This window comes from Frankia sp. CeRuru1 (assembly GCF_977966315.1).
The window spans coordinates 1-16,720 of record NZ_CDWWEW010000070.1 but is presented as its reverse complement, the minus strand read 5'-3'; the positions used below and the strand labels follow the sequence as shown (position 1 = coordinate 16,720).

The 16,720-nt window shown below is 69.9% G+C and carries 16 protein-coding genes; 14 read left to right on the top strand and 2 right to left on the bottom strand.

Annotated elements, in window-relative coordinates; translation table 11 throughout:
• The 11 genes from AC08OP_RS07795 to AC08OP_RS07745 form a co-directional block, all read left to right on the top strand.
• The coding region (locus AC08OP_RS07795; protein WP_476613565.1) for a sensor histidine kinase at positions 1-969 on the top strand (969 nt) is incomplete at its 5' end.
• A 117-nt stretch (positions 970-1,086) separates the two neighbouring features.
• On the top strand, positions 1,087-1,767 hold the full coding sequence (locus tag AC08OP_RS07790; protein WP_011434934.1) for a response regulator transcription factor: 681 nt from the start codon (positions 1,087-1,089) through the stop codon (positions 1,765-1,767).
• 161 nt (positions 1,768-1,928) lie between these two features.
• On the top strand, positions 1,929-2,864 hold the full coding sequence (locus AC08OP_RS07785; RefSeq protein WP_476613564.1) for a Ppx/GppA phosphatase family protein: 936 nt from the start codon (positions 1,929-1,931) through the stop codon (positions 2,862-2,864).
• A gap of 270 nt (positions 2,865-3,134) precedes the next feature.
• Positions 3,135-4,073, top strand: a complete 939-nt coding sequence (locus tag AC08OP_RS07780) for a sugar phosphate isomerase/epimerase family protein (RefSeq protein WP_476613566.1) — start codon at positions 3,135-3,137, stop codon at positions 4,071-4,073.
• A gap of 70 nt (positions 4,074-4,143) precedes the next feature.
• Complete coding sequence (locus tag AC08OP_RS07775; RefSeq protein ID WP_476613563.1) at positions 4,144-4,941, top strand: class I SAM-dependent methyltransferase; 798 nt, start codon at positions 4,144-4,146, stop codon at positions 4,939-4,941.
• 404 nt (positions 4,942-5,345) lie between these two features.
• Entirely contained in the window at positions 5,346-7,019 is a 1,674-nt protein-coding gene (locus tag AC08OP_RS07770; RefSeq protein ID WP_476613562.1) for an acyltransferase family protein, read from the top strand.
• 230 nt (positions 7,020-7,249) lie between these two features.
• Positions 7,250-8,047: a pyrroline-5-carboxylate reductase gene (proC, locus tag AC08OP_RS07765; protein ID WP_476613561.1), complete on the top strand. Its 798-nt coding sequence runs from the start codon at positions 7,250-7,252 to the stop codon at positions 8,045-8,047.
• Positions 8,048-8,191: 144 nt separating this feature from the next.
• Entirely contained in the window at positions 8,192-8,290 is a 99-nt protein-coding gene (locus tag AC08OP_RS07760) for a 30S ribosomal protein bS22 (protein WP_003948845.1), read from the top strand.
• A 275-nt stretch (positions 8,291-8,565) separates the two neighbouring features.
• Positions 8,566-9,435 (top strand): SAM hydrolase/SAM-dependent halogenase family protein, encoded by an 870-nt coding sequence (locus AC08OP_RS07755; RefSeq protein ID WP_476613560.1) that lies wholly within the window; start codon positions 8,566-8,568, stop codon positions 9,433-9,435.
• A gap of 327 nt (positions 9,436-9,762) precedes the next feature.
• The gene (locus tag AC08OP_RS07750; protein ID WP_462187954.1) at positions 9,763-10,803 is read left to right on the top strand and encodes an NAD-dependent epimerase/dehydratase family protein; all 1,041 of its coding nucleotides are present in this window, start codon (positions 9,763-9,765) and stop codon (positions 10,801-10,803) included.
• A 95-nt stretch (positions 10,804-10,898) separates the two neighbouring features.
• Positions 10,899-12,032, top strand: a complete 1,134-nt coding sequence (locus tag AC08OP_RS07745; protein WP_476613559.1) for a lysophospholipid acyltransferase family protein — start codon at positions 10,899-10,901, stop codon at positions 12,030-12,032.
• Positions 12,033-12,057: 25 nt separating this feature from the next.
• Here AC08OP_RS07745 and AC08OP_RS07740 read toward each other — a convergent pair whose 3' ends face one another.
• On the bottom strand, positions 12,058-12,945 hold the full coding sequence (locus tag AC08OP_RS07740; protein ID WP_462189301.1) for an HAD family hydrolase: 888 nt from the start codon (positions 12,943-12,945) through the stop codon (positions 12,058-12,060).
• Positions 12,946-13,181: 236 nt separating this feature from the next.
• On the bottom strand, positions 13,182-14,144 hold the full coding sequence (locus AC08OP_RS07735) for a sigma-70 family RNA polymerase sigma factor (RefSeq protein ID WP_476613558.1): 963 nt from the start codon (positions 14,142-14,144) through the stop codon (positions 13,182-13,184).
• A 256-nt stretch (positions 14,145-14,400) separates the two neighbouring features.
• On the opposite strand from AC08OP_RS07735, the gene AC08OP_RS07730 reads away from it, so the two are divergent.
• The 3 genes from AC08OP_RS07730 to AC08OP_RS07720 form a co-directional block, all read left to right on the top strand.
• On the top strand, positions 14,401-14,712 hold the full coding sequence (locus tag AC08OP_RS07730) for a glutaredoxin family protein (RefSeq protein ID WP_476613557.1): 312 nt from the start codon (positions 14,401-14,403) through the stop codon (positions 14,710-14,712).
• Between the two features lie 185 nt (positions 14,713-14,897).
• Complete coding sequence (locus tag AC08OP_RS07725; RefSeq protein WP_476613556.1) at positions 14,898-16,076, top strand: redox-sensing transcriptional repressor Rex; 1,179 nt, start codon at positions 14,898-14,900, stop codon at positions 16,074-16,076.
• A partial coding sequence (locus AC08OP_RS07720) for a glutamyl-tRNA reductase (RefSeq protein ID WP_476613555.1) occupies positions 16,073-16,720 on the top strand: 648 nt, incomplete at its 3' end. The genes AC08OP_RS07725 and AC08OP_RS07720, both read left to right, overlap by 4 nt.

The following is a 16,720-nucleotide window of genomic DNA, read 5'->3' as shown; positions in this document are numbered from 1 at the left end:
CCCCTCACCCGTCCCCGACCGGACCAGGAGGGGCTGGCGGTGCGTGCCCGGGCCCGGCTGCTGGACTCGTCCGGTCATGTCGCCGTCATCGTGGATGACATCACCGAGTCGCGTCGGGTCGAGGCCGTCCGTCGGGACTTCGTGGCGAACATCAGCCACGAGCTCAAGACACCGGTCGGTGCGTTGCACGTCCTTGCCGAAGCGGTCGCCGCGGCCTGCGAGGACCCGGTGGCAGTCCGCCGGTTCGCCTCCCGGATGACCCACGAATCGGCCCGGCTCGCCCGTCTGGTTCAGGAGATCATCGATCTCTCCCGGCTGCAGGGCGCCGATCCGCTGCCCAACCTGCGGCCGATGCGGGCGTCCGCGGTGCTCACCGAGGCGGTCGACCGCACCCGGCTGGCAGCGCAGGCCCAGGCGATCTCGGTTGTGGTGATCGGCGACGATGACTTGCCGGTGTGCGGGGACGAGGGCCAGCTCGTGACCGCCGTCGCGAACCTGCTCGACAATGCGATCAGCTACTCGCCGCGTGGCACCCGGGTCGTGCTCGGGGTCCGGCGCAGCGGTGGGACCGTGGAGATCTCCGTCGCCGACGAGGGCATCGGGATCGCGGAGAAGGACCTGGAACGGGTCTTCGAACGCTTCTATCGGGCGGATCCGGCGCGATCCCGCGCGACCGGTGGGACCGGCCTGGGGCTCGCCATCGTCAAGCACATCGCGACCAATCACGGCGGCGTGGTCTCCGTGTGGAGCGCCGAGGGCGCGGGTTCCACCTTCACGCTCCGGCTGCCGCTGTTCACCGGCGACGATGACGATGCGATGACGGACGGCCCGGACGAAACCCGCGAGGATGACGGGGTGGATGGCTTCGACGTCGTCGGGGTCGGTGCCGACGCCCGCGGTCGGGGCGATGGTGAACATCATGGCGATGATGAACATCATGGCGATGATGAACTCGGTGGCGGTTCGTGAACGGTGAACGGTACTGGTCATGACCAGTGAACGCGGCGGGTCCACCCGTCCCATCGACAGTAACAGGAAGCGGTCCGGGTCGGCCGGTCCGTCCAACGTAACAAGGGGAGCGAACAGGTGACCCGGCTGCTCGTGGTCGAGGACGAGGAGTCCTTCTCCGACGCGTTGTCGTTCATGTTGGAACGGGAGGGCTTCGAGGTGGGAGTCGTCGCCGACGGCCCCAGCGCGCTGGCCGAGTTCGATCGGCGGGGGGCTGATCTTGTGCTGCTGGACCTCATGCTGCCGGGCCTGTCGGGCACGGAAGTGTGCCGAACCTTGCGAACCCGTTCCACTGTGCCGATCATCATGCTGACCGCTCGGGACAGCGAGATCGACAAGGTGCTCGGGCTGGAACTCGGAGCGGACGACTACGTCACGAAGCCGTTCTCCGCCCGGGAACTGGTGGCGCGGATCCGCGCGGTGCTGCGGCGGCGGTCGGAGAACGAGGAGGTGGGGGACGCGACGTTGGAGGCAGGCCCGGTCCGGATGGACGTTGAGCGCCATGTCGTCACCGTCGACGGGACCACGGTCACCCTGCCGCTCAAGGAGTTCGAGCTGTTGGAGATGTTCCTGCGCAACGCGGGCCGGGTGCTGACCCGGGGCCAACTGATCGACCGGGTCTGGGGGTCGGACTACGTCGGCGACACCAAGACCCTGGATGTCCACGTCAAACGACTGCGGACAAAGATCGAGCACGAACCCGGCAACCCGCGGCACCTGGTGACCGTTCGGGGACTGGGATACAAGTTCGAGCCGTGACCCCGGCGGTCGCGGCCGGAGGGAACGGTGAAGAGGTGCTCGGTGGCGTGTGTCCGGGTGCGTGGTTTCCGAAGATCGTGGCGCAGCCCGACGCCGCTGTCGCTCCGGGACGGCAGGCGGCCGCGGTGAGTCCGCTCCCGGCGGGTCCACATCCCGGTCCGATGCGTCTTGGTGTGATCGACATCGGCTCGAACACCGTCCACCTGCTTGTCGTGGACGCGCACCGGGGCGGCCAGCCACAGCCGGCCGCCAGCGTGCGCGTGCCGCTGCGGCTGGTGGAACTGCTCGACGCGGACGGGGCGCTGGACGCCGCCGGAGAGCGCGCCCTGACCTCCTGCATTCTGGACATGCGCCAGCAGGCCGACGCGCTCGGGGTCTACGATCTGGCGGCCTTCGCCACGTCGGCGTTGCGGGACGCCACCAACGGAGAGGCGGTCCTGCGCCGGGTGGGCGAGGCCACCGGGGTCGCCATCGGCGTCCTGCCCGGGGAGGAGGAGGCCAGGTTGACCTTCCTCGCCGTCCGCCGGTGGTTCGGCTGGAGCGCCGGCCGGTTGCTGGCGTTGGACATCGGCGGTGGTTCCCTGGAGATCGGCGCCGGCATGCACGAGGATCCCGAGGTGGTCGCATCCCTGCCGCTCGGCGCGAGCCGGCTGACCCGGGACTGGCTGGTCCCGAGCGACCCGCCCAAGCGGTCCGAGCTCAGCGAGCTGCGCCGTTATGTCCGGTCCCAGATCGCGCCGATCGTGGGCACGATCTACCCCCTGGGGGAGCACACGAGGGCGGTGGCGACGTCGAAGACCTTCCGGTCGCTGGCCCGGATCGCCGGTGCGGAGCCCTACAGCCGCGGTCCCTATACCCGCCGGGTGCTGCGCCGGGACGACCTCGCGGAGGTGACGGCCAAGGTGTGCCGGATGTCGGTCGAGGAACGCGCGGCGCTGCCGGGCGTCTCCGCCTCCCGGGCGGCCCAGCTGGTCGCGGGGGCGGTCGTCGCGGACGAGGCTCTCGGTCTGTTTGCCATCCACGAGGTGGAGATCTGCCCCTGGGCCCTGCGTGAAGGGGTGATCCTGCGCCGGCTGGACTGGCTCACCTCATCCTGACGCCGGAGCGATGAATTCCCTTTACCCAGCAGAGGGTGACATGGGAGTTGCAGAAAGTGCTTTCGAGGTGCGTAATTGCCTGATGTGGCCGTTGTCACGGGCGATAGGGGGGTTCCAACCGTCATCCCGCGGATGTCTGTGCGGGCGGGCCCGCGGAGATGGCCTAGCCTGGGAGAGAGGTCGGTCATGACGGCCAACCCCCGGCTCGCGCGGCAGGGAGACGGATTGCAGGCATGGCGTGACGACGCGCGGTCGGTGGCGCCGACCGCGATGGCTCCCGCCCCGATCTCGTCCGGCAGGGCCGCGGGCGGTCCGGGGCCCGGCGGCGGCTGCGGTGGTGGCGGTGGCTCCTCGCCCGTTGTCCCGCGCGGAGCGCCCGAGCTGGTCACGACCGCTCCGGGTGCCCGCGTAGCGCTCTCCACGGCTTCGACCTATCCCGAGTCCACCGCCTCGGCCTTCGAGATGGCGGCGCGGCTGGGGTATGACGGGGTCGAGATTATGGTCTGGACCGATCCGGTCAGCCAGGATCCGCAGGCGCTGAAGCGGCTGATGGACTATCACGGCATCCCGATTCTGGCCATTCACGCGCCGTGCCTGCTGCTCACCCAGCGGGTCTGGGGTACGGATCCATGGGCGAAGCTGGTGCGGGCCCGTACCGCGGCTGAGACGCTCGGCGCGTCGACGGTCGTCGTCCACCCTCCGTTTCGCTGGCAGCGGGACTATGCCCGCGAGTTTGTGACGGGCATCGAGCGGATGGCCGGCGAGACCGACATCCGCTTCGCGGTGGAGAACATGTTCCCGCTGCGGGCGCGGGGGCGGGAGGTCTCCGCCTATGCCCCGGACTGGTCCCCGGTCGAGGATGACTACGCGCATGTCACCCTCGACCTGTCGCACACGAGTGTGTCCCGCTCGGACCCGCTCGAGATGGCCGAGCTTCTCGGCGAGCGGCTGGTCCACGTGCACATGGCCGATGGTCTGGGCTCGGCCAAAGACGAACATCTCGTCCCCGGTCGTGGCACGCAGCCCTGTGCCGAGCTGCTCGAACTGCTGGCCGCTGGCGGTTTCGCCGGCACCGTGGTGGTCGAGATCAACACCAGGCGGGCCGAGTCGCGCGCCCAGCGCGAGGCCGAACTCGCCGAGGCGCTGGCGTTCACCCGTCTGCACTTCGCCGCACCGTCCGCCGCAGGACTCCGTTCCACCTACGGCTGATCCACCGATAGCTGATCCACCGACAGCTGACCCGCGTCCGGGGCTGACACCGTTCCCGTGGATCGCCGCTATGGTCGAGTGCCACCATGGCGGAGTGTCCGTCCCTTCTGGTCGTACCCCCACCGGCTCGCTGTTCGACCCGTTGGCGGATGCCTACGCCGCGGCCAGGCCGAGTTATCCCGACCACATCTTCCGTGACGTCGAGCGGTTCCTCGGGCGGCCGCTGCGCGGCGCGGACGTGCTTGACGTCGGCGCCGGGACCGGCATCGCCACGCGCCTGCTGATCGGCCGGGGCGCGCGGGTGGTACCGGTGGAACCCGGGCCGAACATGCTGGCGCGGTTGCGCGAGCGGAGCCCCGGACTGCCCACGGTGTGCGGGGACGGGGAGGCGTTGCCCTTCCGGAACCAGGTTGCCGACCTGGTCTGCTATGCCCAGGCATGGCACTGGGTACATGTGCCGACCGCCGCGGCCGAGGCCGCCCGCGTGCTGCGGCCCGGCGGAGCCCTCGCCGTGTGGTGGAACGACGTCGACGCCGAGGAGTACCGGTGGTGGCAGCGCCAGCAGGAACGGCTCGAGCGGATGAACCCCGGATATCACCGCGGGTACCGTGCGCGGCCGTTCGCCGACGAGCTGCGGTGGACCGGCCACTTCAGTGAGGTCGTCACTCTGACCGGCCGATGGCGGCGCCGGATTAACATCGATGACTACCTCACGTGGCAGCGGTCGAAGTCCTACGTCGCGGCCATCGGCGATCGCCTCGGCGATTTCCTCGACGCGGAGCGTCGCACGATGCTGCGCGCCTTTCCTGACGGTGTCGTCGTCGAGCCGTTTCGTACGCTCCTGGTGATTGCCCGGGTTCCCGAGTAGCGCGCGGGAGAGACGGCGTGGGCGCCTCTGCCGCGGCTCTCCCAGCCGGCGATCTCCCCCCTTTTCTCTGACGCACCGTGACGCCATGGTTCGGCCGATGTGTCTTCGTAATGAACCGTGCGCACAGCGTCGCTTTTTTTTGGTGTGACGTTGTTTTGTGGCCACTGGTACCCGTCTCGCCCTGAATTTTCCGATCCGTTAGTCTTGCGTCATTCGCACAGTGGTGTCTGACTTCGCTGGCGTAGCGGAGTGATACGGGTACCCGCGTCCGGGCCATTGGTCCGACCGGAGGCGTGGTTCGGGAGCGACTCACGCTCGGGTCACCGCGGCACCGTGCGGTCACCCTGAGTGTCGGGCGTCGGTGCCGGGACTGCCGGCGCCCGCTGGAGGAGGCGACGGTCATCATGCGGCTTGCTCCGCAGCAGACTGAGGCGACAAGGATAAAGCGCGACGGCACCCCGGCCGGCTGGGAGCCGCCGGCCGGACCCTCCGTGCCGGCCGGGCCGGCCGAGCCCTCGGCGGCTGCCGCCGCGGCGAAGTTCGCGTACAACCCGGCGCTGGACGGGTTGCGGATCGTCTGTATCTACACCATCCTCGCCGGCCACATGGGCGCGATCCATGCCAGCAACGTCGCCGTCGACGTCTTCTTCGTGCTGAGTGGATTTCTTATCACCGCGCTCCTGCTGACCGAACACAGCCGGACCGGGACGATCTCGGTGAGTCGATTCTTGGTGCGCCGGGCCTACCGGCTGATGCCCGCGATGTGGGTGTACCTGCTCGTCGGGCTCGTGGTGACAGTGGCATTCAAATGGAACGACATCCCCTTCCGGGACGACTACATCGGGAGTGCGCTCTCCGCCTTCTTCAATGTCAACAACTGGTACAAGGTCCTACATCCTGCCGCCGGTGGGCGATGGTTGGCCCACGTGTGGTCCTTGTCCCTGGAGGAGCAGTTCTATCTCCTGTGGCCGGGGCTGTTCCTGATTGTCAGCCGCTCGGACCGGTTCCGGGCGCACCTGCTGAAGATACTTCTCGCCATGATCGCCTTCGCGGCGGTCTGGACCTGGACCGTGGCCGTCGGCGGCGCCCCGCACTCGCGGGTGTACCTCGCGCTGGACACGCACGTCACCCCGCTGCTGATCGGCTGTCTGCTGGCGGTCTGGCGTGACACCCGCCTGCGCGCCCTCGTCGCAGAGGAGCCGGGCCTGACCGCGCCGCGCCGCCGCCGGCACGCCCAGCAGATCGGCACGATGACCCCTGTCACGGCGGCGACGGTCGAGCGTTGGCGGGCGGGCCGTCGGATCGCCGATTTCGGCCTCGTCGCGGGGATCGGATTGATCTTCTTCGCCTTCCTTGGGCCGGACAAGGACGGTTATGACGCCAACTGGCTCGACCATGCCGCCTACCTGCCCAGCGCCCTGCTCGGTGCCGTGGTCATTCTGGGCGCCGACCTGCGTCGCGACGCCTGCTGGGTTCGCCTGCTGGGTGGTCCGCGGATGACCTTCCTCGGAAAGATCACTTTCAGTATCTACCTCTGGCACTATCCGGTGATCTCGGCTGCGAACGGGCAGCTGGTGCCCCGGATCGGGCTGTGGCCGTCGGTCGTCGTGGCGGCGGCGGTCAGCACGTTCATCGCGTACTTCTCGAACCGGTTCGTGGAGAAGCCCGCGCAGCGTGCCCGACCCCCGTGGGCCGACACCCCCCGTGGGCCCGCGCCGGCCGCGATCGGTCAGTCTGATCGGCTGGATCGCGACCGGCCCGGCGATCCGCCCGGGGCCCGGTCGCAGGGCGGCTGGTCGGACGGTAACCGGTCGGACGACGGTGGCTGGTCGTCGTACGAGGTCGGGTCCGATCAACCGGCGGCTGGCCCGGCCGATGCCGATGAATGGATCGATGAGGGCTACGCCCGTCCTTGGCCGGGGTATGGGTACGGACTCACCGAGACCGCCGACCTGTCGTGGGCGGTGCGAGGCCGGCAGAACGGCGGCGAGGAGGCGCAGCGGCCGGCGGCCACGGACCGCCCATACACCGCCGAAAATAATCTACGATCCTCGATCCGTCGCCGGCCGGCAAGGTGAACGTCACGAGCCCTGGACGCGACACGAGCTCTGGACGGGTCACGAACCCGGCCACTGGGGTGGCCACGAACGCCGGCTCGAGTACGACGGGCGACGCGGAGCCGATCGCCAGTCGGGCTACGGCTGATAGCCCGCGCACGACGGTGGGCCGGGATCCGCGTTCCGCTGGCCGCCCGAGGGCGCCGTAACCTCCAGACCGGGGTAGAAGCGGGTGGAAGGGAAGGATGGTCATGATCGTTACGGTCATGGGGGCGGGACGGCTCGGCGGGGCGATGCTGTCGGGGCTGCTGCGGTCCGGACATGCCGCTCAGGACATCGTCGTGGCCGAACGTGATGCCGACCGAGCTGGTGAGATCGTGGCGAGTCACGGCGTCGAGGTGCAGGCGCCGGCGGTGGCCGCCGCCAAGGCGGATGTTCTGATCATCGCGGTGAAGCCCCAGGACGTCGGGACCCTGCTGGCCGAGATCGGGTCGGTTGTGGCGAACGGGACGCTCGTGGTGTCGTTGGCGGCGGGCATCACCACTGATCTTCTCGAGGAGCGGCTACCTTCGCTTCCCCCAGTAGTCCGGGTGATGACGAACACCCCGCTGCTCGTCGGGGAGGCGATGTCGGCGATCTGCGGGGGCCGCTACGCCGAGGAGGAGCACCTTGCCACGGCAGAGGCCCTGCTGACGCCGGTCGGCAGGGTGACGCGGGTGGCGGAGTCCCAGCTCGACGCGGTGACGGCCCTGTCCGGTAGCGGACCGGCGTACTTCTTCTACCTTGTCGATGCGATGATCGAGGCGGGTGTGCTCCTCGGGCTGCCCCGGACCCTGGCCGCGGAACTCATGACCCAAACCGCTCTGGGCTCGGCGCGGATGCTGCGCGAGAGCGGCGAGCATCCGGCGCTGTTGCGGGAGGCCGTCACCTCGCCGGCCGGGACCACGATCGCGGCGCTGCGGGAGCTGGACCGTCGCGGTGTGCGCGCGGCGCTCATGGACGCCCTGGAGGCGGCGAGCAGTCGGTCGCGGGAACTCGGCCGTGGTTGAGAGCACCCGGGTACCGGGGTACCGGGGTACCGGAGCACCTGGGTACCGGAGCACCTGGGTACCGGAGTGCCTGGGCTCCGATGGTTGCCCGCCGTGGCGGGTAGGCTCGCCCGGTAACTTCCTCAACATAGATCGGTCGGGTACGTGGGTTCTGTCATCAAGAAGCGTCGTAAGCGGATGGCCAAGAAGAAGCACCGCAAGTTGCTGAAGCGGACGCGCGTTCAGCGCCGCAACAAGAAGTAGGCCGCTGACAGGAAGTCAGGCCGCTGACAGGAAGTAGGTAGCGCACCAGTACGCGGGTCGCCCACCGGGGGGTGGGGCGTACTCGGGAGTCCGGTCGCACCTGGAGGTAGTCGGCCGATCCGCGGTCCCCAGCGTCCGGCGTCCACCTCGCACGCCACGAGTTCGTACCGCCATGTCGTCTCGTAGCATGTGGCTTTGCGTGCTGTAACTGTTACCGTGTGGCAGACTGTTTCCCTCGGGTGGCAGCGTGGCCGGCCCGCAGCCAGGGAGACGGCATGACGGGATCGTGGATCAATTTCCTGTCCGACTACGGCGTCGACGATGCCTCTGTAGGGGTGTGTCACGGGGTTATCGCGCGGCACGCCCCGTCGGCGCGCGTCCTCGACGTCTGCCACGCCATCGCGCCGCAGGACGTCGGGCATGCGGCCGTCACCCTGGTCGGCGCGATCGGTTATCTTCCGATAGGGGTTCATCTCGTCGTCGTGGAGCGGCTCGATGCCGACGGTTACACCCGTGGCGTGGCGATCCGGAGCACGGACGGCTCGGCCTTCGTCTGCCCGGACAACGGCGTGGCGTCGCTGGCCTGGGAGGCGCTCGGTGGCGTCGCCGCGGTGCACGAGATCTCCAACCGGGAGCTGTGGCTGCCGCTGCCCACCGCGGTGTTCCGGGGACGGGACGTCTATGCGCCGGTCGCGGCCCGGCTTGCTGCCGGACTCGCCCTCACCGACGTCGGCCCCCGGCTCGACCCCGGCACGCTCACGCGTTTCCAGCCGCGGGCGTGCAGCGTCGACGACGACCATGTGCACGGCGAGGTCGTGTCCGTCGACCACTTCGGCAACCTCTCGCTCAACATGACCCGGGCCGAGTTGGAGGCCGCTGGCATTCTGTTGGGAGATCTGGTCGAGGTCCGCGCCGGCAACCGCGTCATGCGGCTCACGTTCACGTATACCTACGGCGATGTGCCTCGCGGTGGAGTTACCCTGTGCGAGGATGCGTTGCGTCGGGTGATGATCGCGGTAAACTGTGGGCGAGCGGCCGACCTGCTGCGGCTGCGGCGCCAGGACGCGGTCGTCGTGGCACAACTGCCGAGGAGCCCGTCACCGGGACGCTCCATCCGGGATCTCCCGCTGCCGGCCCAGCGGTGATGCCGGCATCACCGCTGGGCCGGCAGCGGCGGCAGCGGCACCGGGCCTGGCCGGCGTCGATCCTCCTCCGGCTTGGACGGGTTATTTTTTCCCCGCTCTTCGTAGTCGATGTGCGCGGCTGGCCTTACGCTGCGCAGTGAGCGGTCGAGGGATGGGCGTACGATGAGCCCACGATCGGACCGCGTGAACCTTCCTCGGCCGGACATCGTGGCCTTCGGCCCCGGGGAACGGTGGCGTGCTCCGGTCGGCCTGGTTCGGGCTGCCCGGCCGCCCGGCCATCCGGTCCGGGTGCCGGACTGGACCATGCGGGCGTTGCGGGAGACTGCCATGAGACCACGCCGTGTGTTGGTGACCGGTGTAGCGCGGCCGTTGGGGGCGCAGGTGGCGATGGCGCTCGCGGCTGACCCGGGGGTCGAAGCCGTTGTCGGGGTCGATACCACTGCTCCCACCAGCGACCTCGGGCGGACCCAGTTCGTGCGCGCGGACATCCGGCATCCGTTGATCGCAAAGGTGATTTCTACCACGGAGATTGATGCGGTGCTGCACCTGAACGTGATCGCCACGCCGCTCGGTGCGGGTGGACGGACCGCGATGAAGGAAATCAACGTCATCGGCACGATGCAGCTGCTGGCCGCGTGTCAGAAGGCGCCCAGTGTCACCAAGCTGGTAGTGAAGTCCACGACGTCGATCTACGGGTCGTCCGCTCGCGACCCTGCGCTGTTTACGGAGGACACCGAGCCGCGCGCCCTGCCCACCGGTGGCTATGCCAAGGACGCCGTCGAGGTCGAGGGTTACGTGCGTGGATTCAGCCGGCGACGTCCCGACATCGCGGTAACCGTGCTGCGGTTCACCAACATCCTCGGTCCGCAGATCGACAGCCCGCTCGCGCGCTATCTGGACCTTCCGCTGGTTCCCACGGTCCTTGGCTTCGACCCCCGCATCCAGCTGTTGCACTCCGATGACGCGCTGGCCGTGCTGATGCGCGCGACCCGCGGCGCCCACCCGGGGACGTTCAACGTGGCCGGGGACGGTGTGCTCCTGCTTTCGCAGGCGATCCGCCGAGCGGGTCGGCCGTTCACGCCGGTGCCGTTCCCCATGATCGGGATGTTGGGCGGGGTCGCCCGGCGGCTGCGGCTCGTCGACTTCTCCGCTGAGCAGCTCGACTTTCTCGCGCACGGCCGGGCCGTGGACACGACCCGACTGAAGGAGATCTTCGGTTACCGGCCCCGGTACTCGACGGTGGAGACCTTCGACAGTTTCGTCCGCCAGCGCGGGCTCCGGTTCACCATCGACCACGATCTGATCTCCCGGGCCGAGCACAGGATGCTCGACTCGCTGGCCCGACGCCGGTTGGTGGGAACACGGTGATGGGGGGCGGTTGCGGCCCGCCAGATGCGGGATCGGACAAGGGGGAGGCGGAACACGTGATGGAAGGTGACGAATCCCGGGGTGAAGCGCAGATCATGCCTTGGAAATCCGCCGCGGCCGACCCGGCTTCCCACGACCCGGCTTCCCACGACCCGGCTTCCCACGACCCGGCTTTTCTCGACGGGGTTTCCCCCGGCGCGGTCTTCCTCGGTCCAGCCGCCGCGGCCGCCGCATCCCCTCGCTCCTCGCTCAACGGTGCCGAGGCGACGCTGACCGACAGCCGGTCGGCGGCGGGTGGGCCGTCCGACCCGACGACGGGTCCCACCGCCGGTGCCGGGCCCGACGGCGGTGCCGGGACGGACGGTGCGCCACCGCCGGTGGCCGAACCCGGTGATCTGGAGACGGCCCTCGCGGGATCGCTGGCCTTTCTGCGGCGGCGCATCACCGGCGACTACGTCGTCGACGAGCACGGGTTTGACCCGGACCTCACCGAACACGTCGTCGCTCCGCTGCTGCGGCCGATCTACCGGGACTACTTCCGGGTCGAGACCCGGGGGCTGGAGAACATCCCGGACACGGGTGGCGCTCTGGTGGTGGCCAATCACTCGGGCACCCTGCCAATGGACGCGCTGATGATGGCTGTGGCCATCCTCGATCATCATCCGGCCCATCGCCACCTGCGCATGCTCGCCGCCGACCTGGTGTTCGCGGTGCCGTTCCTGGCCCCGCTGGCTCGTAAGATCGGCAACACCCTGGCGTGTCAGGCTGACGCGGAACACCTGCTGAATACCGGGCACCTTGTCGGGGTCTGGCCGGAGGGCTTCAAGGGCGTCGGCAAGCCGTTCAGTGAGCGGTACAAGTTGCAGCGGTTCGGGCGCGGAGGGTTCGTCTCGGCCGCGTTGCGGACGGGTGCGCCGATCATTCCGTGCACGATCGTCGGAGCCGAAGAAATCTATCCTATGATCGGCAACGCGAGGTCGCTCGCTCGCCTGCTCGGGCTGCCCTACCTGCCGATTACACCGACCTTCCCGTGGCTCGGCCTGCTGGGGTTCATCCCGCTTCCATCCAAATGGATCATCGAGTTCGGGGAGCCGGTCCCGACGAAGACGTACACCGCTGAGGCGGCGGACGACCCGATGCTGGTGTTCGAGCTCACCGACCGCATCCGGGAGACCATCCAGCATACGCTGTACAGCCTGCTGATGCAGCGCCGCTCGGTGTTCTTCTAGGTTCTTTCCCGGCACCGAAGGTGCTCTAGGCGCCCGCGGCCCGGCGCCGCAACGCCATGCCGGCGGCGACCCCGCCGGCGAGCGCGCCCACCCCGGCTGCCGTCGGAATGCCGATCTTGGCTGCCTTGCGGGCCGTGCGAAAGTCCTTGATCGGCCATTCGCGTTCCCGGGCCACGGTCTTCAGGTCCGGATCCGGGTTGATCGCGACCGGGTGGCCCACCAGGGAGAGCATGGGCAGATCGTTGATCGAGTCCGAGTAGGCCCAGCACCGGGACAGGTCCAGACCCTCCCGCTCGGCGAGCGCCTGCACGGCCTCGGCCTTCGCCTGGCCGTGCAGCAGACCGCCGACCAGGTGGCCGGTGTAGGTGCCCTCGGCGGAGACCTCGCTGACCGTGCCGAGGGCGCCGGTGAGGTTCAGTCGCCGGGCGATGACCGAGGCGAGCTCGACCGGGGTGGCCGTGACCAGCCACACTCGCTGGCCCGCGTCAAGGTGCTGCTGGGCGAGCGCGTGCGTGCCCGAGTAGATCTGCTCGGCCATCCGCTCGTCGTAGATCTCCTCGCCGTAACGGACGATCTCGGCCACCGTGCGCCCGGCGACGAAGGCGAGCGCGGTCTCCCGAGCGTCCCGGATGCCGTTCGGGTCCTCGAGCCCACGCAGCCGGTAGGTGATGTGCTGCCAGCCGAACCGGATCAGGTCACGCGAGTTGAAGAAGTCCCGGGCGGCCAGGCCGCGGGCGAAGTAGAAGATCGAGGCGCCCGCCATCATGGTGTTGTCCACGTCGAAGAACGCGGCCGCCGACTCGTCCAGCGGAGCCCGCGGAACCTCCTCGGCCGCGACCTTCAAGGCGGCGATCGCGGCGGCCTCGGCGGCCTGCCTCGTCGTGGCCAGGTCCCTGCGTCGTCGCACCCTCATCGTCAACTCTCCATGTTGTCCGGGGCGGAGCAAGGGCTCGGCTCGGGAAATGACCGGGGCCGCCGCCCACCCCTCGTCGCCACCTCCGCGCGCCGCGATCCACGCCATGGTTCGCCGGCACGCCGTCAGAGTACGGTGCGGTACGACTTCGCGGCGGCCGCCGCTCGAACGTGACGGCGCGAAAGTGCCGATGGAAAACGACCGGGCCGCGGTTGCGACGTGATCTGGGATATCGCTCACGGCGAGGGGCCCGGAGGCCAGGCCGTGTCTGTTGCGGGAAGGGCGCGGGCAAGTGTACGAATTGCTCTGAATTGCAAGGATTTGACCGCCCCCTCATTACGGCCCATGGCCAGCGCGGTCTCGCGGACCGACAGCCCTTCGAGGAACCGGAGCGCGACGCACTCCTGCTGGTCCGGGCGCAGCTCGCGGACGGCGTCGAGCAGCTCGCGGCGGGTCAGCACGGCCAGGATCGACTCTTCGGGGCTCGGTACCGTCAGCGCCGTGGCCCGGTGCTCGGCTGCGGCGAGGATGTCCGCCGTCGGGATCTCGAACCGGCACCGCGCCGAGCGGGCCTGATCGACCAGCAGGTTGCGAGCGATGGTGATGAACCAGGCACCGATGTCCCGCCCCTGCCACCGGAACGTGCCGATTGAGCGGAAGGCACGCAGGAAGGTCTCGCTGACGATGTCCTCGGCGGCCACCGGATCCCCGCCCAGCCGGTACAGCGCGTATCGGAACACGAGGTCGGCGTACCGGTCGTAGAGCAGCCCGAAGGCGTCGACGTCACCTCGCCGGGCCCGGGAGACGAGCGCCGTCCGGTCGTCGTCGGCCGGATCGCCCGGAGGGTCTCCGACCCGCTCGCGGTCCTCCCTGGCGCCCACCGGGGACATCGCATCCTGCCGGTGGAGGGGGCCGGGATGCCGGGCGGATCCCACGGGCCAGGCCGCCACCGTCGTCGTGGCCGCCGCCGGGTCCGTCCCCGCCGCGCGGCTCGGCCCGGCCGGCACCGTGGATCCCGACGCCGTGGGGGCGGTTGGCCGTCCGGTCCCGGACAGCCGGGGTAGGAGGGCGCGGATCCCGTCCCTCCTGAGGAGCGGGAGGAGCGGGAGGAGCGGGACCGACGGTCCCCGCGCTGCATCCAGGCCGCGGCGCGGGGCGACGAGGCCGGCGGCGAGGTCGGCGAGCGTGCATTCGGTCACAGCCCGGGCTCCGGAGGGTGCGGTCGCGGCAAGGCGGGCCGGGAGGCCCGGCGCACATGGTTCCGTTAGTAGCTGAGTGTAGCCGGAGGAGGGGCCGCGGAAAGTCGGAGATCGTCCGGGTGCAGGCAGGGGCGTCTCCCGGCGAGGCCCGGACCGGACCGCACGTCGGGGTCGGGCCCCTGAGCGGACCTCGGTCCCGCTCGAGCGGTTCGGGAAGCCACTCGGCAGCGACCGGGATCGCGCCTACCATCGTGGAATGGACGACGGGTTGGAACGGGCGGATTCCGGCCACGACGGTGTGCGTATCACACTGCTCACTCGGACGGGATGTCATCTGTGCGATACCGCGCGGGCGGCGGTCGGCCGGGTCGCCGAGCAGGAGCAGGTCGGGTGGCGGGAGGCCAATGTCGACGCCGATCCCCAGCTTGCCGACGCCTACGGCGACCGGGTGCCGGTCATCCTGCTCGACGGCCGGGAACACGGTTACTGGCGGGTGGAGGAGGACCGGCTGCGGCGGGCGCTCGCCGGCGGCCGGTGGGCGCTGCGCCCCGCCGAGGGCGGTCGCTGATCAGGGGGCCGGTTCTCCTCAGCACTTCGTGAATCCCTTCACGAAGTCGTACACTGCCCGAGGACAGCCGACTTGTGGCGCCGACTACCGTACGCCGGGACTACCGCACGCCGGGTGTCGGCGGGGCCACGGATTCGGGCCCATAGCTCCGGGCGTAACCGCGCGCCTAGAGATCGGAGCCGCGGATGAGTCAGCCACGGCGTCGCCCGGCGGTGATCCGGCGACGCACACGTAGTGACGCGGCTTCCAGGCGTTCCTCCGAGGTCCCGGAGGCGACGGTCGCGCGGCTTCCGCTCTACCTCCGCGTGCTGGCGACACTCGCGGAAAGCGGGGTTCACACTGTGTCTTCGGACACGCTCGCGGCCGCCGCCGGAGTCACTCCGGCCAAGGTCCGCAAGGATCTGTCCCATCTCGGTTCCTACGGCACGCGGGGCGTCGGCTACGAGGTGGATGTCCTGCTCGACTGCATCGCCGCGAAACTGGGCCTCACCGAGGACAGAGCGGTCGTGCTGGTGGGAGTCGGCAACCTCGGCCACGCCCTGGCGGGTTACGGCGGCTTTTATGCCAGGGGCTTTCGGATTGTGGCCCTGGTCGACGCGGATCCCGAGCGGGTCGGCGAGCGGGTCGGTGAGGTTGTCGTCAGTCCCGTCGACGATCTCGAACAGGTGATCGTCCAGGGTCAGGTCACGATTGGGATGATCTGCACGCCGGCCGCCGCGGCGCAGGGGGTGTGTGACCGTCTGGTCGCTGCCGGGGTCACCAGCATTCTCAACTTCGCTCCCACGGTGCTTTCGGTACCCGACGGTGTGGACGTGCGTAAAGTCGACCTCGCCGTGGAACTGCAGATCCTCTCGTTCCATGAAGCACGCAAACATCCGTCGCCGGCACGGGACACATCACCGAGACGGGGCGCGAGATCCACACCGGGCGCCGGCTCCGGGCGTGACGCCGTGCCGGCGCGCCGGGCGCGCTCGGCGCGGCGGGCGCCCTCGGCACGCGAGGCGGTGCCAGGCGGCGACGACGTCCTCGCCGCGCGGGGGGTGACGGGCCTGGACGGGGTGACGGGCCTGGACGGGGTGACGAGCGCGGACGGGACGGAGCCCTCCGCGGACAGGCTGGAGACCGATGCGGATGAGGTCGTGCGGGTGACTCGGCAAGTAGGCGTGACTCGTCCGGCGGGGGCAGCTCGTCCGGCCGGGATGGCTCGGGACGGTCGGCCGACCCGGGATGATCGGGAGGGGGAACCGGGTGCGGCGCGCTTGGAGCACACCCCGGAGCCTGGATCGCCGACCCACAGGACGCCGCCGACGCGCGGGACGCTGCCGGCCGCGGGAGCGCTGATGGCCGGAGGTGAGGCGTCGTGAGCCTCCTGGTGGTCGGGCTCAACCACCAGACCGCGCCCACGTCGTTGCTCGAACGCACCTCGGTCTCGGCCGAGGAGGTCCCGAAGGTCCTGCACGATCTGGCCGAGGGCACCCACGTCAGCGAGGCGGTGGTGCTCTCGACGTGTAACCGCATCGAGATCTATGCCGAGGTCGAGACCTTCCACGGCGGAGTCGCCGACATCTCCGACCAGCTCAGCCGGATCTGTGGGATCGACCTCGGTAATCTCGCCGGCCACCTGTACGTCCACCACGAGGCGCGGGCCATCGGGCACCTGTTCTCGGTGGTGTGCGGCCTGGACTCCATGCTCGTCGGGGAGAGCCAGATCCTCGGTCAGGTACGCACGGCCTTCCGGGCCGGTCAGGCCGCCGGGGTGGCGGGCAGCGCGCTGTCCGGCCTGTTCCAGGCCGCGCTGCGGGTCGGCAAGCGGGCCCACTCCGAGACGTCCATCGATGCCGCTGGCGCATCCATCGTCTCGGTGGGTGTCCGGCTGGCCGCCTCCGGTCTGGGCCTCCACAGCGAGGTTCCGGCCGTGCCGGTGGCGCCGCCGGGCGGGCGGGCGCTGGACGGGGGAGGAGCCGCGGCCGAGGGACCGCGGCACGCCGTGACGTCCGAACCCCCGCCG

What these genes read in the sequence shown, in the direction of transcription:
- AC08OP_RS07785 (WP_476613564.1), top strand. Translation starts at nt 1,929, where the DNA reads ATGCGTCTTGGTGTGATCGACATCGGCTCGAACACCGTCCACCTGCTT.
- AC08OP_RS07780 (WP_476613566.1), top strand. Translation starts at nt 3,135, where the DNA reads ATGGCTCCCGCCCCGATCTCGTCCGGCAGGGCCGCGGGCGGTCCGGGG.
- AC08OP_RS07775 (WP_476613563.1), top strand. Translation starts at nt 4,144, where the DNA reads ATGGTCGAGTGCCACCATGGCGGAGTGTCCGTCCCTTCTGGTCGTACC.
- AC08OP_RS07770 (WP_476613562.1), top strand. Translation starts at nt 5,346, where the DNA reads ATGCGGCTTGCTCCGCAGCAGACTGAGGCGACAAGGATAAAGCGCGAC.
- proC (WP_476613561.1), top strand. Translation starts at nt 7,250, where the DNA reads ATGATCGTTACGGTCATGGGGGCGGGACGGCTCGGCGGGGCGATGCTG.
- AC08OP_RS07755 (WP_476613560.1), top strand. Translation starts at nt 8,566, where the DNA reads ATGACGGGATCGTGGATCAATTTCCTGTCCGACTACGGCGTCGACGAT.
- AC08OP_RS07750 (WP_462187954.1), top strand. Translation starts at nt 9,763, where the DNA reads ATGAGACCACGCCGTGTGTTGGTGACCGGTGTAGCGCGGCCGTTGGGG.
- AC08OP_RS07745 (WP_476613559.1), top strand. Translation starts at nt 10,899, where the DNA reads ATGCCTTGGAAATCCGCCGCGGCCGACCCGGCTTCCCACGACCCGGCT.
- AC08OP_RS07740 (WP_462189301.1), bottom strand. Translation starts at nt 12,945, where the DNA reads ATGAGGGTGCGACGACGCAGGGACCTGGCCACGACGAGGCAGGCCGCC.
- AC08OP_RS07730 (WP_476613557.1), top strand. Translation starts at nt 14,401, where the DNA reads ATGGACGACGGGTTGGAACGGGCGGATTCCGGCCACGACGGTGTGCGT.
- AC08OP_RS07725 (WP_476613556.1), top strand. Translation starts at nt 14,898, where the DNA reads ATGAGTCAGCCACGGCGTCGCCCGGCGGTGATCCGGCGACGCACACGT.